We start from the raw sequence: 25,764 nt of genomic DNA, 5'->3' as shown, positions 1-25,764 counted from the left end.
ATCGCATAGGCTCGGGTCCGATATGAAGAGCAACCTCACACCGCTGGGGCCCAAGGCCGACAAGGACACCGTCCGGCGCAGCAATCTGAGCCTCGTGCTGCGGGCCGTCCGCGACGAGGGCGAGGGCGAGGCGACCCGGGCCGGTGTCGCCGCGCGCGTGGGGCTGACCCGGGCCGCCGTGTCCTCGCTGGTCGAGCAGCTGCTCGAAACCGGCTTCCTGACCGAGTCCGGCAAGACGTTCAGCGGGCAGGCCGGCCGCCCCGGGACCGCGCTCAAGACGGCGCGCACCGGGCCGGCCGGGCTCGGGGTCGAGGTCAACATCGACTACGTGTCGGTCTGCGTGGTCGACCTCGCCGGGACCGGCCGGGTCCGACTCACCGAGCACCTGGACAACCGGGGCACCCCGCCCGCCGAGGTGCTGGCCCGGGCGGCCCGGATCGCCGCGCGCACCCTGGACTCGGCGCGGGAGCAGGAGCTCCACCCGGTGGGCGTGGCCCTGGCGCTGCCGGGCCTGGTCTCGGGCGGCGCGGTGCGCCAGGCGCCGAACCTGGGCTGGAACCAGGTCCCGGCCGAGGAGCTGTTCGCCGCCGCCCTGACCTCGGAGCACCCGGGCCACCAGGAGCTGCCGGTCCGCTCGGAGAACGAGGCGAATCTGGCGGCCCTGGCCGAGCTGTGGTTCGGCGGCCTGGAGCGCATCCGCAGCTTCCTCTATCTCACCGGGGAGATCGGGGTGGGCGGTGCGCTGGTCATCGACGGCGAGCTGCTGCGCGGGGCGCACGGCTTCGCCGGGGAGATCGGCCACGTGGTGGTGGACCCGAGCGGTCCGCAGTGCCGGTGCGGTTCCCGGGGCTGCCTGGAGCAGTACGCGGGACAGGCGGCGCTGCTGCGGGCCGCCGGCGTCGACGGGGGCGGCGGGCTCGGGGTCGCGGAGCTGGAGAAGCGGGTGCGGGCGGGCGACGAGCGTGCGGTCGGCGCGGTCGCGGAGGCCGGGCGGATGCTGGGGCGGGTGCTGTCGGGGGCCGTCAATCTGCTGGACCCGGACGCGGTGGTGCTCGGCGGGATCTACCGGAACCTGATGCCGTGGCTGGCCGGGCCGGCCGACGAGGAGCTGACGGGCCGGGTCGTGTCCGGCCTCTGGGCGCCCGGCGGCGGCCGGCTGCGCGCGTCGTCGGTCGCGGGGGACGCGGCGCGCGGTGCGGCGGCGCTGGTGATGACGGACGTGCTGGCCGACCCGGTGGCGTACGCGCGTCCTGCGATGGCCTGAGACGTACACAGCGGGAGAGGGGGCGGACGCAGTGTGCGTCCGCCCCCTCTCCCCTTGCCCGTGGTGTCAGCGGACGCCGAGCAGGTGGTCCATCGCCAGCTGGTCCAGGGCCTCGAACGCCATGCCGCGCTCGGCCGCCGCGTCGACGTCGAACTCCTCGAACGCGGAGCGGTCGGCGAGCAGGCCGGCCACGCCGTCCTCGGCGGTGCGCTGGGCCAGCTCGTCCAGGCGGGAGGCGCGCAGGGCGTCCTGGACGGCCGGGTCGGCGCGGAAGGCGGCGGCGCGCTCCTTGAGGATGAGGTAGTTGCGCATGCAGCCGGCGGCGGAGGCCCAGACGCCGTCGTAGTCCTCGGTGCGCGGCGGCTTGAAGTCGAAGTGGCGCGGGCCGGTGTAGTCGGAGTTCTCCAGGAGGTCGACCAGCCAGAACGCCTGGCGCAGGTCACCGGCGCCGAAGCGGAGGTCCTGGTCGTACTTGATGCCGGACTGGCCGTTGAGGTCGATGTGGAAGAGCTTGCCCGCCCACAGGGCCTGCGCGATGCCGTGCGGGAAGTTCAGCCCGGCCATCTGCTCGTGCCCGACCTCCGGGTTGACGCCGACCATCTCGGGGCGCTCCAGGCGCTCGATGAAGGCGAGGGCGTGGCCGATGGTGGGGAGGAGGATGTCGCCGCGCGGCTCGTTCGGCTTGGGCTCGATGGCGAACTTGAGGTCGTAGCCCTGCTCGGTGACGTAGTCGCCCAGGAGGTCGAAGGCCTCCTTCATGCGGTCGAGCGCGACGCGGATGTCCTTGGCGGCGCCGGACTCGGAGCCCTCCCGGCCGCCCCAGGCGACGTAGGTGGTGGCGCCCAGCTCGACGGCCAGGTCGATGTTGCGCATGGTCTTGCGCAGGGCGTAGCGGCGGACGTCGCGGTCGTTGGCGGTGAAGGCGCCGTCCTTGAAGACGGGGTGCGTGAAGAGGTTCGTCGTGGCCATCGGGACGACGAGACCGGCCGCGTCGAGCGCCTGGCGGAAGCGCTTGACGATGCCCTCGCGCTCGCTGTCCGAGGAGCCGAACGGGATCAGGTCGTCGTCGTGGAAGGTCACGCCGTACGCGCCCAGCTCGGCGAGGCGCTGGACCGAGTCGACCGGGTCGATCGCGGCGCGCGTCGCGTCACCGAAGGGGTCGCGGCCCTGCCAGCCCACGGTCCACAGGCCGAAGGTGAACTTGTCCTCGGGGGTCGGTGCGAAGCGTTCCGTCATGGTGGTGCCGCCTTCGGGGCCGTGGGTCCGCAGCCGGTCGGGCGGCCGAACCTCAATTTGTTCACTGTCATGACTAATCATGCACGGGCAGCCCGGTGAACGTAAAGCCCCTGGAGCCGAGCGGTCCGCACACCGCTGCCGTGATCCAGGAACGGGGCCTGTTCCGGACGGGTTCGATCACGTAATTTGTTTTGCGTACGATCAAATACATCAGCGAATGAGGTCAGCCATGCCGCCGCATACCGTCGTCATCGGTGTGGACAGCTCCACCCAGTCCACCAAGGCGGCGTTCACCGACACCGCCACCGGCCGCCTCCTCGCCGTCGGCCGCGCCCCGCACGTGGTCACCGGCGAGGGCGGTGCGCGCGAGAGCGATCCCGAGGTCTGGTGGCAGGCCCTGCGCGACGCGGTCGCCGCCGGGCTGAAGGAGTCCGGGATCACACCGGCGGACGTGGTGGGCATCGCGGTCGCCGGACAGCAGCACGGCCTGGTCGTCCTGGACGCCGAGGGCCGCCCGCTGCGCCCGGCACTGCTCTGGAACGACACCCGGTCCGCCCCGCAGGCCGCCGCCCTCACCGCCGCGCTCGGCGGCCCGGAGGCCTGGACCGCGCGCACGGGTTCGGTGCCGGTGGCCGCGATGACCGCGTCGAAGTGGCAGTGGCTGCGGGAGAACGAGCCGGAGACCGCCGAGGCCGCCGCAGCGGTGCGCCTCCCGCACGACTTCCTGACCGAGCGGCTGTCCGGGCGGGCCGTCACCGACCCGGGCGACGCCTCGGGCACCTGCTGGTACTCCACCGCGACCGGCGCCTACGACCCGGAGCTGCTGGAGCTCATCGGCCTCGATCCGGCGCTGCTCCCCGAGGTGGCGCCGAGCGGCGGGGCGCGCATCGGTTCGCTGACGGAGGAGGCCGCCGAAGCGCTGGGGCTGCCTGCCGGGATCGCCGTCGCGGCGGGCACCGGGGACAACATGAGTGCCGCCGTCGGGCTCGGCCTGGGCGGCGGCGGGCTGCTGGACCACCCGGTGCTGAGCCTGGGCACCTCGGGCACGGTCTTCGCGGCGTCCCGGACCCGGCCGGCGTCGGCCGCGCTCTCCGGGTTCGCGGCGGCGGACGGTACGTATCTGCCGCTGGCCTGCACGCTCAACTGCACGCTCGCCGTGGACAAGGTGGCCGCCCTGCTGGGCCTGGACCGCAATGACGCCGTGCCCGGCGGCGAGGCGGTGCTGCTGCCGTACCTGGACGGCGAGCGCACCCCGGACCTGCCCACGGCGGCCGGTCTCCTCACCGGACTGCGGCACGACACGACCCCGCAGCAACTGCTCGGCGCCGCCTACGAGGGCGCGGTGGTGACCGTGCTGCGGGCGCTCGACGAGCTGTCGCGGGCCTGCGGTCTGGACCCGGCGGACCCCGAGGTGACGGGCCGTCCGCTGCGGCTGATCGGCGGCGGGGCGCAGGGGCGCATGTGGGTGGAGACCGTACGACGGCTCTCCGGGCGGCCGGTGATCGTGCCGGGGGCCGGGGAGCTGGTGGCGCTCGGCGCCGCGGCGCTCGCCGCTTCGGCGGCGACGGGGGCGGACCCGGTGGCGGTCGCGGCGGGCTGGGACACCGGTGAGGACGTCCTTCTGGAGGCGGTGGAGCGGGATCGGGCGGCGTGGGAGCGCGTCGGCTCCGTACTGGAGCGGGCGGCCGGGCCGCTGCTCGGCGGGGACCGCGAGGGCTGATCGGTCGTCAAGGGCCGCTGTGCGCACGTACAGCGGCCATCAGCCGTTTTGGATAGCGAACTGATGTTCACTACTATCCGGCGATGATCATAAGAAGAAGGCTGACGGTCGGGGTGGGCATCCTGCTCGCCACCCTGACCGCCGGGCTCGGCTCGGCGCTGCCCGCATCGGCCGACGAAACCCCCACGAAGGCCTCCCCGAAGGTCGAGCTGGTCCTCGACGTCAGCGGTTCCATGCGGACCCGTGACATCGACGGCCAGTCCCGGATGAGCGCGGCGAAGCAGGCGTTCAACGAGGTGCTGGACGCGGTGCCGGAGCAGGTGCAGCTCGGCATCCGCACCCTCGGCGCCGACTACCCGGGCGACGACCGCAAGGTGGGCTGCAAGGACACCAAGCAGCTGTACCCGGTCGGCCCGCTGGACCGCACCGAGGCGAAGACCGCCGTGGCCACGCTCGCCCCCACCGGCTGGACCCCGATCGGCCCTGCGCTGCTGGGTGCCGCCGACGATCTGGAGGGCGGCGACTCCACCCGCCGGATCGTGCTGATCAGCGACGGCGAGGACACCTGCGGACCTCTCGACCCGTGTGAGGTCGCCCGCGACATCGCGGCGCGCGGCATCCACCTGGTCATCGACACGCTGGGCCTGGTGCCCAACGCGAAGATCCGCCAGCAGCTGACCTGCATCGCCGAGGCCACCGGCGGCACGTACACCGCCGTCCAGCACACCGACGAACTGTCGGGCCGCGTGAAGCAGTTGGTGGACCGGGCGGCGGAGCCCGTGGTCACCCCGGTCGCCACGAAGGGCGCCGACAGCTGCACGGACGCACCCGAGCTGAAGCCGGGCCTCTACACCGACCGCGAGAAGTTCGCCGAGCACCGCTGGTACAAGGTCGAGCTGCTCGCGGGTCAGGAACTGCGCGCATCCGTCAGCGTGTTCGCCGACCGCGCCGTCAACAACGACTACGGGATGCTGCTGCGCGCGGTGACCACGCACGGCCGCGAGATCGTCCGGGGCTCCGAGTCCGGGACGGGGCGCACGGACGCCATCTCGTCCGGGCTGCGCTACCCGAAGCCCGAGCGGGACGACGACGACGCCAAGCCGGCCGCGGAGACCGTGTGCCTTCAGGTCAGCAACTCGTTCTCGGCCCCCGCCTCGGTGAAGACCACCCCCGGCATGCCGCTGGAACTGACCGTCGACGTGGTGGACGCCCCCGACGAGGCGGCGGACGTCGCCGCGTTCGGCCTGGGCCGCGGCTGGTGGCTGCTGGGCCTGCTCACCCTGACCGGCCTGATCGTGGGTCTGCTCTTCGGGTGGATCTCGCGCTGGCGCATCGCTGTCTGGAGGACCCGCTGATGTCCCGTACGAGACGTGTGCTCGCGGGCGCGCTGCTGACCGGCCTGGCCGTACTGACCGGGGCGGGCGCCGCCGCGGCCGACGACGCGTCGCCGAGCCCCAGCGCCTCCGGCGACGCTTCGGGCCCCACGGAGGCCGGCACCACCTTCCGTACCGCCACGGCCATCCAGCAGGGCGAGACCGCCACCGCCGGGGCCTCGACCGGCGACTACCTGTACTGGGTCTTCCCGGCCGACGCCGGGCAGCGCGCCACGGTGACGGCGAAGGTCACCCTGCCGGAGAGCGCCACCCGGCACGGGGCGCAGACCTGGCAGGTCGACGTGTACGACGGGCTGCGCCGCCGCCAGGCGTGCATGTACGGCAAGCAGACCGGCACCGCCGCGGCCGACGCCGCCACGGTGGAGCTGACGTGTGTGCTGCGTACCGTCCGGGCCAACGCCGAGCCGTGGGCCAACGATCCGCTGCCGGGCAGCTACTACGTGCGCCTCACGGTCGTGGACCTGGCCCAGAACGACCTCGGTCTGCCGGTACGCACCGAGGTGGAGGTCAACTCCAAGGACCAGGGCGGCTCCGCCGACGTGGACGGCAGCCTGTCGAAGCCGCTGGTCCCGGGGGTCTCCTCGGCCGAGCAGGCTTCGGACGACGGCACGGACGCCTCCGCCGCACCGGTCGCGGCGGCCGGTGAGCCGGAGGACGGCTGGTCCTCCGGCTGGTGGACCAGCCGCTGGCTGTGGACGGCCGGCGGCGGCGTTCTCGCCGCGCTGGCGGGCGTCTTCGGCTACTCGGTGACCCGGGGCCGGGGCCGCCCGTCCCACGTGCCGCCGAGCGCCTGACGGCGTGCCCACCGCCGGACCGGTCCCCGCCTCGGGGGCCGGTCCGGCGGCGTTACGGGGCGCACGGCCGGGCCTCACGAACGCCCGAACGCCCCCTCCGCCCCGAAGGCCAGGCGCGCGAAGCGGTCTCCCATGCGGAGGTGGGTGGCGGCGTCGGGGTGGAGGGCGTCGGGGAGGGGAAGCTCTTCCGTGTCCGCGTCGCCGTACAGTTCGCGGCCGTCCAGGTAGTGCAGGTGCGGGTCCTCGGCCGAGCGCCGCTCCACCAGGCGGGCCAGTTCGTCGCGGATGACGCGGAGCGTCAGCTTGCCGGTGGCGCGGCCCTCGGGATCGCCCATCGCCGCGAAGCGCACCCTGCCCTCGCCGAGGCGGCTGAAGTCGGGGACGCTGGGGCCCGGAGTGTCCTCGTGGATGGGGCACAGCACGGCTGAGACCACCAGGAGCGGGGCGTCCGGGTGGCCCTCGCGGATGGTGTCGAGGAAGCCGTGCACCGCCGGTGCGAAGGCGCGGAGGCGCATCACGTCGGCGTTGACGAGGTTGATCCCGATCTTCACGCTGATCAGGTCCGCGGGGGTGTCCCGCATCGCGCGGGCCGTGAAGGGGTCCAGCAGGGCGCCGCCGCCGAGGCCGAGGTTGACCAGCTCGACGCCTCCGAGCAGGGCGGCGCGCGCGGGCCAGGTGGTGGTGGGGCTCGCGGCGTCGGAGCCGTGGCTGATCGAACTGCCGTGGTGCAGCCACACCTTGCGGCCCGTGTCCCGGGCGGGGGCGACGGGCGCGTCGGTGTGCAGGGCGACGAGTTCGGTGCGCTCGTTGTACGGCAGCCAGAGCTCGACGTCCTTCTCGCGGTCCGCGAGGCCGTCGAACCGCACGGACCCGACCGGCCCGGAACGGAAGTCCGTCGACCCGGTGGACATGTCGACATTGAGGACGTTGCCCCCGCTCGCCGATCCCTGACCCGCGAGGACGCCGTCCACCAGCAGGTCGTACAGGCCGTCGGGCCTCGGCGGGACGCCCTCGTAGGCGGTGCGGGTGCGCCGCGCCTCCAGCTCGACCACCGTGGCCCGGGTCCGGAAGGCGAGCCGTACGCCGGAGGGCTGGGCCTCGGCCAGGGCGATCTGGCCGTCCGGTGCCTGGGCGCGGGCGGCGGCGGGCAGGCGGTGCGGGAGCAGCCCGGCGTCGGTGCGCTCCACATCGAGCGCACCGCGCAGCAGGGCCGGGGTGACGGGGGTGGCGAACGGGAGGGATGCGGGCGTGTCGGTGCTCATGGCTCCACCTGGGTCGCGGGGTTACGAGTGGGAGGGCGCGGGCCAGTTGCGCAGGAGGGCGTTCAGCGCGTCCAGGGTGCGTGACCAGGACACCTGCGAATCCGGGGCGCTGTGGCTGAACCCGCCCTGTGCCTCCAGGCTGACGAACCCGTGGAACACGCTGCCCAGGAGCCGTACGGCGTGCGTCTCGTCCGGCTCGGTCAGGTCGTAGCCGCGCAGGATGGCGCGGGTCATCCGTGAGTGCCGCCCGCCCGCACTGGCGGCCGCCGCTTCGGGGTCCAGCTTCATCTGGGCCGCCGCGTAACGGCCGGGGTGCTCGCGGGCGTAGTCCCGGTACACATCGCCGAAGGCGCTCAGCGCGTCCTTACCCGCCCGGCCGGCGAGGGCGGCGGCGCCCCGGTCGGCCATCTCCTCAAGGGCGAGCAGGGCGATCCGGGTCTTCAGGTCGTGGGAGTTCTTCAGGTGCGAGTAGAGGCTCGCCACCTTGACGTCGAACCGCCGCGCCAGCGCCGAAACGGTCACCTGCTCGAAGCCGACCTCGTCGGCCAGTTCGGCGCCCGCCCTGGTCAGACGTTCGGCGGTCAGGCCCGCGCGCACCATGGTCGTCTCCTCGTCCGGGGACGGCCATCATGCTCCCGCCTAATAGCTTTAGGCAAATCCGGAATACCTCAAGGCGATCGGCGGCCCGCGGCACGTTGCCGGATCGATATGTCTGATTTATCGCCATCCTTCCGGCGAACGGTTCAGACTGTCGGAGACTGGTTCCCACCGGCCTCAAGGGGAGGAACACCATGCGTCCGTGCACCGTTCTCACCGCCGCCGTCAGCATCGCCGCCGCCACGGCCCTGACCGCCTCCGCAGCGTCCGCGGCAACCGCCGCCCCCGCGGCGGCCCGAGCGACCGCGTCCTGCCAGGAGCGGGACCTCCGCGTCTCCGCCGGACCGGGGCCGCGGCAGAACACCGCCCGGATCTCCGTGGTCAACGAGGGCGGCCGGGCCTGCGCCGTGGACCGCGTCCCGACCGTCACGTTCCGGGGCCTGGACGGCTCGGCTCAGCCCGTACCGCCGACGACGAGCGGCCCGTACGTGCTGTCCCCGGGCGAGCACGGGTACGCGGCGGTGCGCACGGCCGCCCCGGGGACGACCGAGGGCCATGTGGTGAGCAGCCTCTCCGTGGCGGCGGACCCCGCCCACTACGGGGTGACGTTCGGGGCGGAGGCCCTGGGCATGCCCGACGGGATCCGGGTGTGGGAGCCGGTGACGACGCTCTGGCACACCTCGCGGGGCGCCGCCGACCGGGCGTTGGAGGCGGGCACGCGCTGAGGCGGGGCGGAGGCGGTGCGGCCCCCTCGCGCCGCACCGCCTCCGCACCACCGGTCAGGCGCCCCGCACCGTCACCGTGCCCGCGCCCTCCCCCGCCGCCCCCGTCGCCTCGGCCACCACGCGGTACGGGCGGTCGATGCGTTCGGAGGTGACCGTGAGGGTTCCGCCCTCGCGCACCACCCGGAAGGTGGCGGCGGTGGCGCCCGCGTGGTCCGGCACGGTGACGGTCGTACCGTCCCCCTCCGCGCCGCCGCCGAACACCCGCAGCGTGAGCCCGTCCAGCCAGTCGCCGTCCGGCCGCTGGTCGTCGCCGCCCCAGGGCAGGACCGCGCCGGGGCGGACGAGGACCGGGAGGCTGTCGAAGCCGTGGGTCTCGTGGCGCCAGCCGGGTCCGGTGACCGTCTCGCCGGTGAGCAGGTGCGTCCAGGTGCCCTCGGGGACGTAGTACTCGACCTGCCCGTCCTCGGTGAAGACCGGGGCGACCAGCAGGTCGGGGCCGAGCATGTACTGCCGGTCCAGGGTGCGGGTCGTGGGATCGTCCGGGAATTCGACGAGCATGGGCCGCATCACCGGGATGCCGGTGCGGTGAGCGGTGGCGGCGGCACCGTAGAGGTACGGCATGAGCCGGTGCTTGAGAAGGGTGAACTTCCGGGTGACGTCGACCGCTTCCTCACCGAACTCCCACGGCACCCGGTAGGAGACGTTGCCGTGCAGCCGGCTGTGCGAGGAGAGCAGGCCGAAGGCGAGCCAGCGTTTGAAGACCGCCGGGTCCGGGGTGCCCTCGAAGCCGCCTATGTCATGGCTCCAGAAGCCGAACCCGGAGAGCGACAGGGACAGGCCGCCCCGCAGGGACTCGGCCATCGCCGTGAACGAGGCGAAGCAGTCGCCGCCCCAGTGGACGGGGAACTGCTGGCCGCCGGCCGTCGCCGAGCGGGCGAAGAGCACGGCCTCGCCGTGGCCGCGCTCCTTCTCCAGGAGCTCGAAGACCGTCTGGTTGTAGATCTGCGCGTAGTAGTTGTGCATCCGCTCGGGGTCGGAGCCGTCGTGCCAGACGACGTCGGTCGGGACGCGCTCGCCGAAGTCCGTCTTGAAGCAGTCGACACCCTGGTCGAGCAGCAGCCTCAGCTTGCCGGTGTACCACTCGCGCGCGGCGGGACTGGTGAAGTCGACCAGGGCCATGCCGGGCTGCCACAGGTCCCACTGCCAGACGTCACCGTTGGGGCGGCGGACCAGATGGCCAAGTTCGGCACCCTCCGCGAACAGCGCCGACTTCTGGGCGATGTACGGGTTGATCCACATGCTGATCCGCAGCCCGCGGTCCTTGAGCCGGGCGAGCATGCCCTCCGGGTCGGGGAAGACGTCCGGGTCCCAGAGGAAGTCCGACCACTGGTACTCGCGCATCCAGAAGCAGTCGAAGTGGAAGACGGACAGGGGGATCTCGCGCTCCGCCATGCCCTCCACGAACGAGGTGACCGTCTCCTCGTCGTACGAGGTGCAGAAGGACGTCGTCAGCCAGAGCCCGAAGGACCAGGCCGGGGGCAGCGCCGGGCGGCCGGTCAGCGCGGTGTAGCGGGACAGCACCTCCTTGGGGGTGGGCCCGGCGACGACGAAGTACTCCAGCGACTGGTCCTCGACGCTGAACTGCACCTGCCCCACCGACTCCGAGCCGACCTCGAAGGACACCTTGCCGGGGTGGTTGACGAAGACGCCGTAGCCCCGCGATGAGAGGTAGAACGGGATGTTCTTGTAGGCCAGTTCGCTGCTGGTGCCGCCGTCCTCCTGCCAGATGTCGACGCTCTGGCCGTTCTTCACGTACGGGGTGAAGCGCTCGCCGAGTCCGTAGACGTTCTCGCCTACGTCCAGGGCGAGTTGGGCGATCATGTGGTGGGCGCCGTCGGGGGTGGCGGCGAAGGCGGTCCCCTTGGCGTCGACTCCGGTCAGGCGGCGGCCGTCCGCGTCGAGAAAGGTCAGACCGTACGGGCCTTCGCGGTCCAGCCTCAGGGTCAGCGGACCGCTGGTGAGTTCGGTGATACCGCCGTCCTGCCGGGTGCGGGCGCCGGAGCCGGCCGGGTCGAGCCCGGGGAAGGCGAAGTCCGGGCCCCGGCGGGCCTTTCCGGCGTGGTGTGTGGTGCGGACGCCGATGATCCCCTCGGCCGGGGAGAAGCACTCGACGGTGATGAGCGGGGTGTTGAGGGTGTCGCCGCGCGCGGCGACCCGCTTCACCGCGGCGTACGCGGTGAACCGGTCGTCGCTGACGCGCAGGTCGCGGATCTCGGTCGCGTAGGAGGCGCGTACGCCCTCACGCATGAGCCAGAAGCCGTCGGTGAACTTCATGCGGACTCCTTGCCGGGGGCATCGGGAGGGGGAACGGGGAGGGTGCGGGGCATCACGCGCCCGCCCCGGTGAAGTCGAGCCGGGCCAGCCGGACCGTGCCGCGCAGGGCGATGCGCAGGTCGCCGACGCCGGAGGCCGCCAGACCGGCGTGGCGGACGCGGTGGTCGTACGGTCCGTCCGTGGCGGGCACCGGGACCGTGACGGTGGCGCCGTCGACGGTGATCAGGACGGCGCCCTCGCCGGAGGCAAGGACCGCGACGCCGCTCGTGCCGGCGCCGAAGTCGCAGCGCCGGAAGAGGAGTTCGTTGGCCTCGGCGGTCGCGGTGACCGCGTCGCCGTCCGTCTTCGCCCGGTCCACGATCGCGGTGCCCAGCTGCTCGTCGTAGTCGGCCGCCTCCAGACCTCGGACCAGGACCGGGCGCGGCCCGGCCGGTTCGCCGTCGACGGTGACGACCACGACGCTCCGGATGTCCGTGCTGGAGGCACCCGCCTGGATCTCGTAGGCGCCGGGCTCGACGGTCCAGCGGCCGTGCGCCACGTCCCAGTGGCCCAGCTCCTCGACCGGCACGGTGAACGCGAGGCGCTCGGCGGCCCCGGGTGCCAGGTGGAGCCTCCGGTGCCCGACGAGCTGGCGCAGCGGCCGGGGCACGGAGGGGGCCACCGCCCGTACGTACAGCTGGGCGACCTCGTCGGAGGCGACGGCGCCGGTGTTGGTGACGTCCAGCGAGACGTGCAGCAGGTCGCCCTCGCGTACGGCGGTCAGGTCGCTGTACGTGAAGTCGCTGTAGGTGAGCCCGTGGCCGAACGGATAGAGCGGGGTGCCCTCGTAGTAGAGGTAGGTCTGCCGCGAGCCGATGATGTCGTAGTCCAGCAGGCCCGGCAGCTCGGCGTCGGAGGCGTACCAGGTCTGCGGCAGCCGCCCGGCCGGGGAGACGTCTCCGGCCAGGACGCGGGCGAGCGCGGTGCCCGCCGCCTGGCCGCCGTGCGCGGTCCACAGCAGCGCGGGCAGCGTGGCCGCCGCGTCGGCCAGGGCGTACGGGTAGGCGGAGGTGACCGCGAGGACGGTGCGCCGGTTGGCGGCGTGGGCGGCGCGCCAGAGGCGTTCCTGCTGGGCGGGCAGGTCGAGGGTGGCGCGGTCCTCGGTCTCGCGGCCGTTGATGTGCGGGTCGTTGCCGACGACCACGATCACGGTGTCGGCGGCAGCGGCGGCGCGGGCGACGGCGTCCTCGCCGCGCTCGGTCACCACGGTCTCGAAGACGGTGGCGCGGGCAACGGGATTTTCCTCGTCCGGCGCGGCAACCTTTACGCCGTCGGCGGCGACTGAGACATACCCACCCGTTCCGATGTGCAGAAGGCGGTGACCGCCGGCATGACCTTCCACCGCCTCCCACCGGAAGGTCTCCTGGACGACCCAGCCGCCCGGCTCGTCCGCGGAGGCGCGTACATAGCCGTCCTCGGCGACCGAGAGGTAGCGGCCGTCCGGCTCCCGCAGGGTGATCACACCGCCGCCCCAGTCCACGAGGGCCAGCTCGGACGGGGTGTCGGCGCAGATCAGCGGCGGCAGGTCGGTGCGGCCCGCGAGCAGCGCCGGGTCGAGGGCGCCTTCCGCACCCCGCGCCGCGTCCCCGGCCGGGTCCGCCTCGGGGATGTGCAGCCAGCCGTCCGCGCATTTGACGCGGATGAGGTCGGCGCCCTCGGCGTGGATCACGTGGTCGGCGCCGAAGCGCTCGCGGAGTCCGTCGAGCGGGGTGGACCGGTGGATCAGGGTGCCGCTGTACCAGTCGAGCTTGCAGGCGTCCGCGAGGAGTCCGACGACGGCGACGGTCCGGCCGGCATCCGGGTCGAGCGGCAGCAGCCCGTCGTTCTTCAGGAGCACGACGGCCTGTTCGGCGGCCTCCCGGGCGAGCGCCCGGTGCTCCTCGGTGTCGAGGGCGTCGGTGCCGGCGTACGGGTCGAGGCCGGGGTCGAACTCGCCGAGCGCGAAGCGCATATGGAGCAGGCGGCGGACGGCTGTGTCGATGTCGTGCTCGTCGATGAGGCCGCGCTTCAGGGCGCCCTGTATGCGGGCGGTCATGACGGAGGAGTCCTGGCCGTGATCGGTGAAGCTGTCGACCCCGGCGCGCAGGGCGGCGGCGGTCGCCTCCTCGTGGGTGTCGAAGTAGTGCTCGGAGTCGACCAGGTTGCTCGGCGCTCCGGCGTCGGAGCAGACGGCCAGGGGCTGTTCGGTCCAGCCGCGCAGGTGCTCGGAGAGCAGGGGCGACACATGGTTGGGGCGACCGTTGACCAGGTTGTACGCGGGCATCACCCCGGCCACCGCGCCCGCGCGGACGGCGTCGCGGAAGGCCCTGAGGTCGTATTCGCGCAGCACCCTCGGGCGGACCGAGGAGGACGAGGTGTCGCGGTCGGTCTCGTTGTTGTGGGCGAGCCAGTGCTTGAGGACGGGGGCGGTGCGCCAGTAGTGCGGGTGGTCGCCGCGCAGGCCCCGGGTGTACGCCACCGCGATGGCGGAGGTCAGCCCGGCGTCCTCGCTGTACCCCTCCTCACCGCGCCCCCACAGCGGGTGGCGCAGCAGGTTGACGGTGGGGGCCCAGACGTTGAGGCCGACCCGGTCGTCGTGGGCGCGCTTGGTGCGCACCTCGTCGCCGACGGCCTCGCCGACGCGGCGGACCAGGTCGTCGTTCCAGGTGGCGCCGAGCCCGACGGCCTGCGGGAAGACCGTGGCCTCCCCCATCCAGGCGACGCCGTGCAGGGCCTCCTGGCCGGTGCGGAAGGCGGCGAGCCCGAGCCGTTCGACCGCCGGGGCGAACTGGTGCAGCATCGCGACGCGCTCGTCGGGGGTGAGCCGCCGGAGCAGGTCGTCGACGCGCTCCGCGAAGGGCAGTCGCGGATCGCGGAAGGGCTGCGGTTGTTCCGTCACGTGCGGGTCCTTCGTCAAAGGTGGGAGGTATGGCGGTGCCGGCGCGTCGTGCGGGCCACTGAGCAGCCTCGGACGATCTTTCGAAGCGCTTCGATGCTCGACGGCCAACCCCGCGCATGTCAAGGGCCGGTGGCGGACCTCCGCTTCCGGTTCTCCCGCCCTGCCTCGGGAAACGGTTCGGAAACGCATCGGAGGATTCCGGCAACGAAGTCTTGTGCGACACAGACCCTTCACTTAACCTCGCTGCAACATCGAAGCGCTTCGACATAGCTTCGATGGGGGCGCCCGGCGCCCTGGATTTCCGGGACGGCGACTCGTTCGTCCGCCGCCCAGTTGAACCGCTTCACCTGGGGCCGGTGACACCGGCTCAGCCAGTAACGCTCCACCTCAGACACAGGAACCGAACGGCGGTCGCCCCGCCGCGTGTCGTCCTGGTGCGCCTCGAAGGGTTGACGCAATGACGCCGAATTCCTCCCCCTCCGCCTCGTCCCCGAGCCGGAGAAGCTTCCTCGCCACGGGCGCGGTGGCGGCCGTCGCCGTGGCCGGCGGGGTCCCGCTGCTCGCCGCGTGCGGCGGTTCCGGCTCCGGCGCCGGGAGCAAGGAGGGCACGACCACGGGCAAGGCCCTCAAGAAGGTCGTGCCGAGCTACGTGCCGCTGAACCTGGTCCAGCCCGATGTCCCCGGCGTCAACGGTTCGAGCCCGGGCTTCACCAAGCTCCCCGACCCGCTGGTGGTCTCGGTCAAGTCGGTGCCGGGCAAGGGCTCGAAGTTCCGGGTCATGACCCCGCTCTGGGGCACGGTCCCGAAGAAGAACAACCCGTACTACACGGCCGTGAACAAGGCGGTCGGGGCGACGCTCGACTTCGACCCGCAGGACGGCAACACGTACCAGGACAAGATCGGCGCGGTCCTCGCCGGTTCGGACATCCCGGACGTCATGACGATCCCCGGCTGGAACATGCAGGGGCAGATCCGCAACGCCATCACCGCGAAGTTCGCCGACCTCTCCCCGTATCTCGCGGGTGACGCCGTCAAGAAGTACCCCAACCTGGCCAACATCCCCACCGGCGCCTGGCAGTACTCGGTCTTCGGCGGCAAGCTGCGCGGCCTGCCCATGCCGACACCGATCATCGGGAACGCGATCTTCTACCGCAAGGACCTGATCGGCTCCGGTGCCGTGCCGGCGAGCGCGGACGACCTGCTGGCCTTCGGCAAGGAGTACACCGCCCCCAAGAAGAAGGTGTGGGCCTTCGACGATCTGTGGGTCTGCATCCAGAGGATATTCGGGCTGCTCCCGGACGCGCCGCACTACTGGCAGCTGGAGGACGGCAAGCTGGTCCACAAGGTCGAGACGCAGGCGTACCGGGAGGCGCTGGCCTTCGCCCGCAAGCTCCACGACGGCGGGTACGTCCACCCGGACGCCGAGGCCGGCAAGGACGCCGACTCCAAGATCCGCTTCACCAGCGGACACGTCGTCATGTACAACGACGGCACGGGCGGCTGGAAGGGCATGGTCACCGAACAGGCCACCGCCAACCCGAAGTTCGACATGCAGGCGCTGGACTTCTTCAGCCCCGACGGCGGCAAGCCGACCCTGTGGCAGGACGACCCGGCGGGCATCTTCACCTTCCTCAGCAAGAATCTGTCCAAGGAGAAGATCGAGGAATTCCTCGCGATCGCCGACTACGCGGCCGCGCCGTTCGGCACCGAGGAGTTCATGCTCACCAACTACGGCGTCAAGGGCACCCACTACACCATCAAGGACGGGAGCCCGACGTACACCCCGCAGGGTGTCGAGGAGGCGCAGCCCTCCACGTTCCTGTTCGTGGCCTCGCCGCCCACCTCCATCGCCTACCCGGACCAGCCGCAGCTGGCCAAGGACTACGCCGGCTGGATGGCGCGCCAGGCGCCGCACATCAAGAAACCCCTCTTCTTCGGCATGCAGGTGGTCGAACCGCAGCGCTACGCCTCCCTGTACACCCCCTTCGACGACCTCCAGAAGGACATCCGCCGGGGGCGCAAGAAGGTCAGCGACGTCGAGGACGCCGTGAACACCTGGAAGAAGAGCGGCGGCGACAAGCTGCGCGACTGGTACCAGGACATCCTCGACAAGAACGGCTCCGGCAACTGACGCGTACGTACGAGAACGAAGGGGCCGCCGGGCACCGACAGCCCGGCGGCCGGGGTCAGGAGCACGACATGGGGAGCACAGGGTGAAGGCACGGGCCACGGTCGCGGCCGACCCGGGCGGCACCGCCGGCGGGGCGAGCGCCCCGGCCGCCGGGAGCGGCACCGGGGACGGTGACGGCGAGGAGACGAAGAGCGCGGGCAGGTCGCGGGCCGGGGGCGTCTCCCGACCCCGGAAGGCACAGGGGGGTATCACCTGGCGGCAGCGGCTGCGGCGGGACCGCACCCTGATCCTGATGACGATGCCGGCCATCGCGCTGCTGCTCGTCTTCAACTACATCCCGCTGCTCGGGAACATCGTGGCCTTCCAGGACTACGACGTCTACGACCTGGGCATCACGGGCAGTCCGTTCGTCGGGTTCGACAACTTCACCCGGATCTTCGAGGACTACCGCTTCTGGGAAGTCCTCGTGAACACGCTGGTCATCTTCGTGACCCAGCTGGTCCTGTTCTTCCCCATCCCGATCGCCATCGCACTGCTGCTCAACACGATCATGAGCGCCCGGGTCCGCGCCTGGGTCCAGGCGGTCGTCTATCTGCCGCACTTCTTCTCCTGGGTGCTCGTCGTCACCGTGTTCCAGCAGATGTTCGGCGGAGCCGGGCTGGTCGCCCAGTGGCTGCGCGAGCACGGCCACGAGGGCTTCGACCTGATGACCAATCCGGGCTTCTTCAAGTTCCTGGTCAGCGCGCAGGCCGTGTGGAAGGACGCGGGCTGGGGCGTCATCGTCTTCCTGGCCGCGCTCGCCGCCGTCAACACCGATCTGTACGAGGCCGCGGCCGTCGACGGGGCCGGCCGCTGGCGCCGGATGTGGCACGTCACGCTGCCCGCACTGCGCCCGGTCATCGCGTTGCTGCTCGTCCTGCGGGTGGGCAGCGCGCTCAACCTCGACTTCGAGCAGATCCTGCTCCAGCGCGACCAGGTGGGCGCGGGGGCCTCGGAAATCCTGGACACCTACATCTGGTGGACGGGGATCAAGACCGGCGACTTCGGCTACGCGGCCGCCGCCGGCATCTTCAAGGGGCTGTTCAGCGTCGCCATGGTGCTGGGTGCCAACAAGGTCGCCCACATGCTGGGCGAGCAGGGGGTGTACTCCAAGAAATGACAACTCTCCTGGACCAGCGGGCGGAGCCGGCGCCCCGCACCGAGACACGCCTCCAGCGCGCCCTGCGCATCGAACCGCGCCCCGTGTGGGAGGAGGAGCCGGCGAAGGCCGGGCTCGCCTTCAAGGGCTTCGGGCTCGTCGCGATCTGCGCGGTCATCATCATCCCGATCTGGGTGGTCCTGGTGACCAGCCTCTCGGACACCAGGACCATCAACGACGCGGGCGGACTGGTCGTCTGGCCGAAGCACATCACGTTCGTCGCGTACAAGGAGCTGCTGAGCGGGGGCGCGGTGACCCGCGCGGCCGCCGTCAGCGTCGGTCTCACGGTCGTCGGTACGGCCGTCAGCATGGTCGTCTCGGTCCTCTGCGCCTACGGGCTCAGCCGCCGCGACTCGTACGCGCACCGGCCCCTGCTCATGACGCTGATGGCGACCATGTTCTTCGGCGCCGGGCTCATCCCCACGTATCTGCTGGTCACCGGCATCGGGCTGAGCAACAGCTACTGGTCCATGATCCTGCCCAGCGCGATCAGCGTGTTCAACGTGCTGGTGCTGCGCGGCTTCTTCATGGACACCGCGCCCGAACTGATCGACGCGGCCCGCATCGACGGGGCCGGTGAGTGGCGCATCCTGCTCCAGATCATCATGCCGCTGTCGCGGGCGGTGATCGCCGTGATCTCGCTGTTCTACGCGGTCGGCTACTGGAGCCAGTGGTTCAACGCGATGCTCTACATCCAGGACAGCGACAAGTACCCGTTGCAGATGATCCTGCGTCAGCTGGTCCTCCAGCACCAGGTGCCGCCGGGTGCCATGGGCGCGGCCGTCAGCAACGGCCAGATCAACAGCCTCTCCGTGCAGATGGCGGTGATGATCCTCGCGCTGATCCCGGTCGCGGTGCTGTCGCCGTTCGTCCAGAAGCACTTCCAGAAGGGCATGCTCACCGGCGCCGTGAAGGGCTGACCGGCCGACCCGCTCCTCCCTCCTCCCCCGCTCTCCGGAAGGTGTCCGCCATGCGCGCTTCGTCCGTGCCCACGCCCCGCCGCAGAACCGTGCTCGCCACGACGGCCGTCGTCGCCGCCACCACCACCGCCCTCCCCGCCGCCGGCACCGCGGCGGCCGGAGAGCGCCGTCACGGCGGCCGTCACCAGCCCCACCGGTGGCGGACGGCGGCGATCGGCGGCACCGGGTTCGTCACCGGGCTGCTGTTCCACCCCTCGGTGAAGGGCCTGGCCTATGCCCGGACCGACATCGGCGGCGCCTACCGCTGGGATGCGGTGAAGGCCCGCTGGACCGCGCTCACCGATCACATCGGCTGGGACGACTGGAATCTCCTCGGCATCGAGGCCATGGCCGTGGACCCGGCCCACCCGGACCGTCTCTACCTGGCCTGCGGCACGTACGCCCAGTCCTGGGCCTCCCCCGGCGCGGTGCTGCGGTCCGACGACCGGGGCGCGACCTGGGAACGGGCCGACCTGACCGTGCGGCTCGGCGCGAACGAGGACGGGCGCGGCGCGGGCGAGCGGCTGCTCGTCGACCCCCGCGACAGCGGGGCGCTGTGGCTGGGCACCCGGCACGACGGGCTGCTGCACTCCACGGACCGGGGAGCGACCTGGGCGCCGGCCGGCTTCCCCGCGACCCCGTCGGAGACCGGCCAGGGCGTGACGTTCCTCGTCGCCGCGGGCCGGACGGTCTACGCGGGCTGGGGCGACGACGGCGGCGCGCTCTACCGGACGGACGGCAGGGGCGGCTGGGAGGCGGTCCCCGGACAGCCGTCCGGGAGCGCGGCGGTGAGGGTCCCGGTGCGGGCGGCGTACGACGCCCGGGGGCGGGCGCTGTACGTGACCTACGCGGACGCCCCGGGGCCCAACGGGCAGTCCGACGGCTCGGTCCACCGGCTCGACACGGTGACGGGTGCCTGGAGCGAGGTGACCCCGGTCAGGCCCGACGCCGCCGCCGGGGACGGCTTCGGGTACGGCGGGGTCGCGGTCGACGCGCGCCGGGCCGGCACGCTCGTCGTCACCACCAACAACCGGTGGGCCCGGGTCGACACGGTGTTCCGGTCCACGGACGGCGGCAGGAGCTGGACCTCCCTGAAGGACACCGCCGTCCTGGACGTCTCGGAGACGCCGTTCCTGCGCTGGGGTGCGGAGCCCAAGTTCGGCTGGTGGATCCAGGCCGTCGCCGTCGACCCCTTCGACTCGCACCACATCGTGTTCGGGACCGGTGCGACCGTCTTCGGAACGCGCGACCTCGTCCACTGGGCACCGGAGATCCGGGGCCTGGAGGAGTCCTCGGTACGCTTCCTCGTCGCGCCGCCCGGCAAGGGGGCCCGGCTCCTGAGCGGCCTCGGCGACATCGGGGTGATGTACCACGAATCGCTGACCGCTTCCCCGTCCCGGGGCATGGCGGCGAACCCGGTCTTCGGCACGGCCACCGGCCTCGCGGTCGCCGCGCTGGAGCCCTCGTACGTGGTGCGCACCGGCTGGCCGTCCGGCTCCGACGCGGCCGGCGCCTTCTCCCGCGACGGCGGGCGGAACTGGCAGCCGTTCGCCGCCCAGCCCGCGATCGCGACCTCCGCTCCCGGACCCGTCGCGGTCTCGGCGGACGGCTCGACGCTGCTCTGGTCGTTCGTCCACTGGGACGGCACCAAGTACCCCGCGCACCGGTCCTCCGACGGCGGTGCGAGCTGGGCGGAGGTGGCGACCTTCCCCAAGGGCGGCGCCCCGGTCGCGGACACGCTCGACCCCCGGCGCTTCTACGTGTACGACACCGACACGGGCACCGTCCTTCTCTCCCTGGACGCCGGGGCGACCTTCACCGAGGGCGCGACCGGTCTTCCCTCGGGCGACGCGCAGTTCAGGATGGTGGCGGCACCCGGACGCAGCGGCGACCTGTGGCTGTCCGCGAAGGACAACGGCCTGTTCCGCTCCACGGACGGTGGGCGGACCTTCGCCGCCGTGCCCGGCTGCCAGGCGTCCCACGCGCTGGGCTTCGGCAGGGCCGCGCCGGTACGGGGCCGCAGACGGCCGGGGGCGGGCTATCCGGCCGTCTTCCAGACGGGCAGGGTCGCGGACACGTACGACGGTGTCGCGGTGCTGCGGTCGGACGACGCGGGCCGGTCATGGGTACGGATCAACGACGACTCCCACCAGTGGGGCTGGACCGGCGAAGTGATCACCGGCGACCCCCGCGTCCACGGCCGTGTCTACCTGGGCACCAACGGCCGCGGCATCCAGTACGCAGAACCCCAGTAGGAAACCGGAGACGCCATGCCGTCCCTGCGCGACGCGGCCCGCGGCCGCATCCTCTTCGGAGGCGACTACAACCCCGAGCAGTGGCCCGAGGAGGTGTGGGAGGACGACGTCCGGCTGATGAAGGAGGCCGGGGTCAACTCCGTCACCCTCGGCGTCTTCTCCTGGGCGAAGATCGAACCCCGCCCCGGCGCCCGGGAGTTCGACTGGCTGGACCGGCTGTTGGACCTGATGCACAGCCATGGCATCGGCGTCGTCCTCGCCACCCCGACCGCCTCCCCGCCGCCCTGGATGGGGGCGCGGCACCCGGAGACGCTGCCGCGCGCGGAGGACGGCTCCATCGTCTGGTACGGCTCGCGGCAGCAGTTCTGCCCCAGCTCGCCGGTCTACCGCCGTTACGCCGCCGCGCTCACCGAGGACCTGGCCGCGCGGTACGCGGAGCACCCGGCGCTCACCGTGTGGCACATCAACAACGAGTACTGCACGCACTGCTGGTGCGACGAGACGGCGGGCCACTTCCGCCGCTGGCTGCGCGCACGGTACGGGACGCTCGACGCGCTCAACGAGGCGTGGGGCACGGCCTTCTGGAGCCAGCGCTACGACGCGTGGACGGAGATCCTGCCGCCGCGCAAGGCGCAGTACATGAGGAACCCCACCCAGGTCCTGGACTTCAAGCGCTTCACGTCCGACGCGCTCATGGAGTGCTTCACGGCCGAGCGGGACATCGTCGCCCGGCACACCCCGCACATCCCGGTGACGACGAACTTCATGCCGCTGTGGTCGGGGCAGGACGCCTGGGCGTGGGCGGCCGAGGAGGACGTCGTCTCGGTCGACGTCTACCCGGACCCGCGCGACCCGTGGGGCGGGCAGTACAACGCGATGCTCGCCGACATGACGCGCTCGCAGGCGTCCGGCCCCTGGATGCTGATGGAGCAGGCCGCGGGTGCGGTGAACTGGCGGGGCGTCAACCACCCGAAGCCGGAAGGCCTCAACCGGCTCTGGTCGCTCCAGTCGGTGGCGCGCGGTGCCGACGCGATCTGCTACTTCCAGTGGCGGCAGTCCCGGCAGGGCTCGGAGAAGTTCCACTCGGGGATGCTCGGCCACGCGGGCGAGCAGGGCCGCGCCTTCCGCGAGACCCGGCAGCTGGGCGGCGAGCTGGCAGCGATCGGATCCGCCGTGTCCGGTACGGGCGTGGCCGCCGAGGTGGCCGTCCTGCACGACTGGGACGCCTGGTGGGCGGGCGCCCAGGAGGGCGGCCCGTCCGCGCTGCTCGACTACGCGGAGGTGATCCGGCGCTGGCACCGGGCGCTGTGGGAGAACGGCACACCCACGGACTTCGCCCGCCCCGACGCCGACCTCGGCCGCTTCAAGGCGGTCGTCGTCCCGCACCTCTACCTCCTGGACGACGCGGCGGTCGACAACCTCGTCGCGTACGTCCAGGGCGGCGGGCGCCTGGTGTGCGGCTTCTTCAGCGGCATCGCGGACGCGGACGACCGCGTCCGGCCGGGCGGGATGGACGCACGGCTGCGGGAGCTGTTCGGGATCGAGACGCTGCACGAGTGGTGGCCGCTGGACGCGGACGAGACCGTGGAGTGCGACGGATTCCGGGGCACCCTCTGGTCCGAGGAGCTGGAGGCGGCCGAGGGCACCGAGGTGCTGGCCGCCTACCGCGAGGGCGAGCTCGCCGGACTGCCGGCCGTACTGCGCCGGGGCCGCGCGGTGTACGTGTCGACGCTCCCCGAACCCCCGGCCCTGCGGTCCCTCCTGGCCGGCGTGGTCCGGGAGGCCGGGGTGGAGCCGGTCCTCGCCGGGCTGCCCGACGGGGTGGAGGCGGTGCGCCGGGGCGAGCTGCTGTTCCTGCTGCACCACCGCCGCGAGATGGTCACCGTCACCGTGCCCGGTGTGTACGAGGACCTGCTCACCGGGCGCGCGGTGACGGACCGGATCGCGCTCGGCCGCTACGGCGTCGCGGTGCTCCGGAGATCCGCGCCGTGACCGGGCGCATGGACATCGACTCCACCTGGGAGCCGCGCCCCGCCGCCCGCTGGGAGGACGCCTTCCTCGGCGGCAACGGCCGCCACGGTGCCATGGTGTACGGCGATCCGGCCGACGACCGCGTGATCGTCAACCACCACACCCTGGTCCGGCCCAACGGCAGTCAGCACGTCCGGCCGCCGGAACTGGCGGAACGGCTGGGCCGGGTCCAGAGCGCGCTGCTCGCCGGGGACACCCGGGCCGCCGAGCACTTCGGCGCGGGCCGTCCGCTGGTGTGGGTGCAGCCCTTCCACCCGGCCTTCCAGACCCGCGTCCGGCCGGTGCCCGGGAACGCCGCCGACCCGGCCGCGGCCTACCGTCGGGCGGTCGACTTCGCCACCGGTGAGATCACCGCGGCCTGCGAGTCGTGGCGCAGCCGGGTCTTCGTCTCGCGCGCGGACGACGTGATCGTCCAGCACGTCACCGGTCCGGGGCTCGCCGTGGACGTGACGCTCGACCACGCGCTGCCGGGCGCCCCGCCGCGTCTGGCCGTCGGCCGGAGCACCGTGCTCACCCCGGACGGTGCCCGGCTGTCGCTGCGCGCGGGCTACCCGGACAGCGAGCTCGCGTACACCGGAGCGACGGTGCTCCGCACGGAGGGCGGGCGGGTCTCGGTGTCCGGCGAGGGCGTCCGGGTCGAGGGGGCGAGGAGCTTGTTGCTGCTGACCCGGGTGCGCCGCCACACCGGGTACCTCGACCTCGCGGCGGAGTGCGCCGCCCTGCCGGGTGACGGGTACGCCGCGCTGCTGGCCCGGCATGTGGCGCTGCACCGGCCGGCCTTCGAGCGGGCGGCGCTCACCCTGGACGCGGACCCGGCCGAGCGGGCCCTGCCCGGCTCGGAGCTGGTCCGCCGGGCGGACAGCCCGGCGCTGCTGGAGAGGCTGTGCGCGGCGGGCCGCTACCACCTGCTGTCCGCGTCCGGGGTGCTGCCGCCCCGGCTGACAGGGCTCTGGACGGGCGACTGGGACACCGCCTGGTCGGGGGCTTTCACGACGAACGCCAACCTGAATCTCCAGATCGCCTCGGCCGCGGCGGCGGCTCTGCCGGAGGTGTCCGAGGCCCATGCGGGGCTGGTGTACGGGCAGCTCGCGGACTGGCGGGACAACGCGCGGGCGATCTTCGGGGCGCGCGGCATCGTGGCCCCGTCGCACACGGACGGCGAGTCCGGGCACACCCGCCACTACCAGCGCGCCTACCCGCTGCATCTGTGGACGGCCGGCGCGGACTGGCTCCTGGAGCCGCTGATCGAGCACGCGGAGACGACGGGGGCCGAGGACCCCCGGCTGACCGCCGCCCTGCACGAAACGGCCCTGTTCTACGAGGACTTCCTCACCCGGACCGGCCCGGACGGGCGGGTGGCCGTCGTGCCCTCGTACTCGCCGGAGAACCGTCCGGCCAACGCGAGCTGGGGCACGGTCGACGCGACGATGGACCTCGCGGCGGCCCGCCACGCGCTCACCGTCTCGGCCGACCGCACCCCCGACGCCCTGGTCGCCGAGCGCCGCCGGGCACTGGCGGACCGGCTCGCCGACTACCGGGTCAACGAGGACGGCGCGCTCGCCGAGTGGGCGTGGCCGGGCCTGGCGGAGACGTACGACCACCGCCACCTCAGCCACCTGTACCCGGTGTGGCCGCTGGACGCGGTCAACCCGTACGACACGCCCGGTCTGGCCGCCGCCGCGCACCGGGCGCTGGAACTGCGGGGCGCGGAGAACGACTCGGCCCACGGCCATCTGCACCACGCGCTGATCGCGGCCCGGCTGCGCGACGGGGTCCGGGCCTCGGCCGCGGTCCGCTCGGTGCTGGCGGGCGACTTCTTCCACGACTCGCTGATGAGCGCCCACTACCCGGGGCGCGATGTCTACAACGCGGACGCTGCGCACGCGCTGCCCGCGGCCGTGATCGAGTCGCTGATCCAGTCGACCCCGGACCGGCTGGTCCTGCTGCCCGCACCGCTCGCGGGCTGCCCGGCCGGTGAACTGCGCGGTGTGCGTACGCGGTTCGGGGCGACGGTGGACCTCCGCTGGTCGGATGACGGCACCGCGACGGCGGTGCTGCGGCCGGAACGGAACGCCCGCGTCGATGTCCGTACGGGCGAGACGCGCGCCCTCACCGAAGCCTCCGCCGGCTCCCCATCGGCTCCCCTGGAGCTGACGGCCGGCATGGACCGACGGCTGGAACTCCGGCCGCGGTAGCACTCCCCCCACCCACCATGGAAGGACAACCATGGCACGACGCACCCGCACCCTCACCAGGCTCGCCCTGACCCCTGCGGTGGCCCTGGCGGCCCTCGTCGGCTTCGCCTCCGCCCCGGCCCAGGCGGCCGTCTGGTCCACGTCGGACCAGTGGGGCACGTACACCACGTCCGACAACTACATCCTCTACAACAACATCTGGGGCTCCGGCGCGGGCGCCCAGACCATCTGGGCCAACTCCTCGTCCAACTGGGGTGTCTGGGCGGACCACCCGAACACCGGCGGCATCAAGTCGTACCCGAACGCCAAGAAGGTGGTGAACAAGCCGATCGGCTCGCTGTCGTCGCTCACCAGCACCTACGACGTCACCGTCCCGTCGTCCGGCGCGTACAACACCTCGTACGACATCTGGGACAGCGACTACGACTACGAGGTCATGCTCTGGGTCAACTACAACGGCGCGGTGGGCCCGTTGGGCACCTCGCAGGGCAATGTGACGCTGGGCGGGCACACCTGGACCGTCTACAAGGGCGACAACGGTGCCAACCAGGTGTTCTCGTTCCTGCGGACCTCGGACTCCGCCTCGGGGACGGTCAACATCCTGCCGATCCTGAAGTGGATCAAGGACACCAAGGGCTGGTGGGGCAACGAGACCATCGGTGACGTGCAGTTCGGCTACGAGATCACCTCGTCGGCCGGCGGCCTCGACTTCCGTACGAACGGATTCGGCGTCTCCGCGAGCTGACCCGCAC

The 25,764-nt window shown here is 72.5% G+C and carries 17 protein-coding genes; 12 read left to right on the top strand and 5 right to left on the bottom strand.

The features are described 5' to 3' along the window. Nucleotides 1-22: 22 nt before the first annotated feature. Complete coding sequence (locus ACZ6C6_RS28785) at nucleotides 23-1,264, top strand: ROK family protein (protein ID WP_469206797.1); 1,242 nt, start codon at nucleotides 23-25, stop codon at nucleotides 1,262-1,264. 66 nt (nucleotides 1,265-1,330) lie between these two features. On the opposite strand, the gene xylA is transcribed toward ACZ6C6_RS28785, so the two are convergent. Next, complete coding sequence (xylA, locus tag ACZ6C6_RS28780) at nucleotides 1,331-2,500, bottom strand: xylose isomerase (protein WP_469206795.1); 1,170 nt, start codon at nucleotides 2,498-2,500, stop codon at nucleotides 1,331-1,333. A 229-nt stretch (nucleotides 2,501-2,729) separates the two neighbouring features. Between xylA and xylB the strand changes: the two genes are divergently transcribed. The 3 genes from xylB (at nucleotide 2,730) to ACZ6C6_RS28765 (ending at nucleotide 6,408) form a co-directional block, all read left to right on the top strand. Continuing rightward, nucleotides 2,730-4,220, top strand: coding sequence for a xylulokinase (gene xylB / locus ACZ6C6_RS28775; protein ID WP_469206793.1), 1,491 nt, complete (start codon nucleotides 2,730-2,732; stop codon nucleotides 4,218-4,220). Nucleotides 4,221-4,303: 83 nt separating this feature from the next. Beyond that, nucleotides 4,304-5,575 carry a VWA domain-containing protein gene (locus ACZ6C6_RS28770; protein ID WP_469206791.1) on the top strand — a complete coding sequence of 424 codons (1,272 nt, stop codon included), beginning with the start codon at nucleotides 4,304-4,306 and terminating at the stop codon, nucleotides 5,573-5,575. After that, nucleotides 5,575-6,408: a hypothetical protein gene (locus tag ACZ6C6_RS28765; RefSeq protein WP_469206789.1), complete on the top strand. Its 834-nt coding sequence runs from the start codon at nucleotides 5,575-5,577 to the stop codon at nucleotides 6,406-6,408. Before ACZ6C6_RS28770 ends, ACZ6C6_RS28765 begins: the two co-directional genes overlap by 1 nt. Before the next feature lie 74 nt (nucleotides 6,409-6,482). Here ACZ6C6_RS28765 and ACZ6C6_RS28760 read toward each other — a convergent pair whose 3' ends face one another. Both ACZ6C6_RS28760 and ACZ6C6_RS28755 read right to left on the bottom strand, forming a co-directional pair. Continuing rightward, nucleotides 6,483-7,670, bottom strand: a complete 1,188-nt coding sequence (locus tag ACZ6C6_RS28760; protein WP_469206787.1) for a GDSL-type esterase/lipase family protein — start codon at nucleotides 7,668-7,670, stop codon at nucleotides 6,483-6,485. 21 nt (nucleotides 7,671-7,691) lie between these two features. Beyond that, nucleotides 7,692-8,270, bottom strand: a complete 579-nt coding sequence (locus ACZ6C6_RS28755; protein ID WP_469206785.1) for a TetR/AcrR family transcriptional regulator — start codon at nucleotides 8,268-8,270, stop codon at nucleotides 7,692-7,694. A gap of 191 nt (nucleotides 8,271-8,461) precedes the next feature. Between ACZ6C6_RS28755 and ACZ6C6_RS28750 the strand changes: the two genes are divergently transcribed. Then, nucleotides 8,462-8,992, top strand: a complete 531-nt coding sequence (locus tag ACZ6C6_RS28750; protein ID WP_469206783.1) for a DUF4232 domain-containing protein — start codon at nucleotides 8,462-8,464, stop codon at nucleotides 8,990-8,992. 54 nt (nucleotides 8,993-9,046) lie between these two features. Here ACZ6C6_RS28750 and yicI read toward each other — a convergent pair whose 3' ends face one another. Further along, nucleotides 9,047-11,326 (bottom strand): alpha-xylosidase, encoded by a 2,280-nt coding sequence (yicI, locus tag ACZ6C6_RS28745; protein ID WP_469206781.1) that lies wholly within the window; start codon nucleotides 11,324-11,326, stop codon nucleotides 9,047-9,049. Between the two features lie 52 nt (nucleotides 11,327-11,378). After that, nucleotides 11,379-14,243: a glycoside hydrolase family 3 C-terminal domain-containing protein gene (locus ACZ6C6_RS28740; protein ID WP_469206779.1), complete on the bottom strand. Its 2,865-nt coding sequence runs from the start codon at nucleotides 14,241-14,243 to the stop codon at nucleotides 11,379-11,381. A gap of 523 nt (nucleotides 14,244-14,766) precedes the next feature. On the opposite strand from ACZ6C6_RS28740, the gene ACZ6C6_RS28735 reads away from it, so the two are divergent. The 7 genes from ACZ6C6_RS28735 to ACZ6C6_RS28705 all read left to right on the top strand — a co-directional run bounded on the left by ACZ6C6_RS28735 (nucleotide 14,767) and on the right by ACZ6C6_RS28705 (nucleotide 25,757). Beyond that, nucleotides 14,767-16,374, top strand: coding sequence for an extracellular solute-binding protein (locus ACZ6C6_RS28735; protein WP_469206912.1), 1,608 nt, complete (start codon nucleotides 14,767-14,769; stop codon nucleotides 16,372-16,374). 82 nt (nucleotides 16,375-16,456) lie between these two features. After that, nucleotides 16,457-17,533: an ABC transporter permease gene (locus tag ACZ6C6_RS28730; RefSeq protein ID WP_469206777.1), complete on the top strand. Its 1,077-nt coding sequence runs from the start codon at nucleotides 16,457-16,459 to the stop codon at nucleotides 17,531-17,533. After that, nucleotides 17,530-18,492, top strand: a complete 963-nt coding sequence (locus tag ACZ6C6_RS28725) for a carbohydrate ABC transporter permease (protein ID WP_469206775.1) — start codon at nucleotides 17,530-17,532, stop codon at nucleotides 18,490-18,492. The genes ACZ6C6_RS28730 and ACZ6C6_RS28725 overlap by 4 nt, the downstream gene beginning before the upstream one ends. A 50-nt stretch (nucleotides 18,493-18,542) precedes the next feature. Then, the gene (locus ACZ6C6_RS28720; protein WP_469206773.1) at nucleotides 18,543-20,786 is read left to right on the top strand and encodes a 1,4-beta-glucanase; all 2,244 of its coding nucleotides are present in this window, start codon (nucleotides 18,543-18,545) and stop codon (nucleotides 20,784-20,786) included. A 15-nt stretch (nucleotides 20,787-20,801) separates the two neighbouring features. Then, entirely contained in the window at nucleotides 20,802-22,778 is a 1,977-nt protein-coding gene (locus ACZ6C6_RS28715; RefSeq protein ID WP_469206771.1) for a beta-galactosidase, read from the top strand. After that, nucleotides 22,775-25,012, top strand: coding sequence for a glycosyl hydrolase family 95 catalytic domain-containing protein (locus tag ACZ6C6_RS28710; RefSeq protein ID WP_469206769.1), 2,238 nt, complete (start codon nucleotides 22,775-22,777; stop codon nucleotides 25,010-25,012). Before ACZ6C6_RS28715 ends, ACZ6C6_RS28710 begins: the two co-directional genes overlap by 4 nt. Nucleotides 25,013-25,043: 31 nt before the next feature. Further along, a complete protein-coding gene (locus ACZ6C6_RS28705; protein WP_469206767.1) occupies nucleotides 25,044-25,757 on the top strand; it encodes a glycoside hydrolase family 12 protein in 714 nt (237 codons plus the stop codon). Nucleotides 25,758-25,764 lie beyond the last annotated feature (7 nt).

This window comes from Streptomyces sp. NPDC041814, from assembly GCF_055590565.1.
This window is presented reverse-complemented; position numbering and strand designations above follow the sequence as displayed.